Source organism: Lawsonibacter hominis (assembly GCF_014287895.1).
Classification (GTDB): domain Bacteria; phylum Bacillota; class Clostridia; order Oscillospirales; family Oscillospiraceae; genus Lawsonibacter_A; species Lawsonibacter_A hominis.
Genome location: NZ_JACOPP010000109.1, coordinates 1 through 549 on the forward strand (window position 1 = coordinate 1; position 549 = coordinate 549).

General features: G+C 52.3%; 1 protein-coding gene. It reads left to right on the forward strand.

Going from position 1 to position 549, the window contains the following annotated elements:
- Nucleotides 1-549 (forward strand): DDE-type integrase/transposase/recombinase (locus H8S57_RS18455; protein WP_243204887.1); only part of this gene is annotated, 549 nt, incomplete at both ends.

Consider the following 549-nt stretch of genomic DNA (forward strand, 5'->3'; position numbering starts at 1 on the left):
AGTGAAGCCTGAACTGCTGTATGAGTACATCACGCTGCGGCACAATGAACATACGGTTCACTCCATGTGTCGAGTTCTGCATGTGAGCGAATCCGGTTACTACCGCAGCGTACGTCGGACCACGGGAACAAAACCCTGGCAGCTTCTTCTGGTCAAAATTAGAGAGATCTATGCGGAGACACCAGGTAACCGAAACTACGGGGTCAGGCGGATACAGCTTGCTCTGGAGCAGCGAGGAATCCGTGTCAGCTTCAGTGGAGTTCGCCGCGCCATGAAACGCGGAGGACTGTTGAAATCAGCTCCACACAGGGCAAACAGCCTGACCAGAGCGGATGCAGCGGCACAAAAGGCAGAAAATCTCATTCAGCGCGATTTCTCAGCTCAGATGCCAAATCAAAAGTGGCTGACAGATATCACGCAAGTCCCGTGCGCAGACGGAAAGCTTTACGTCGCAGCCGTTCTGGACTGTTATAACGGTGAGATCATAGGTCTTGCCATGGATAACAACATGAGGAAGGAACTCTGTATCCACGCTTTTTGCTCTGCCTG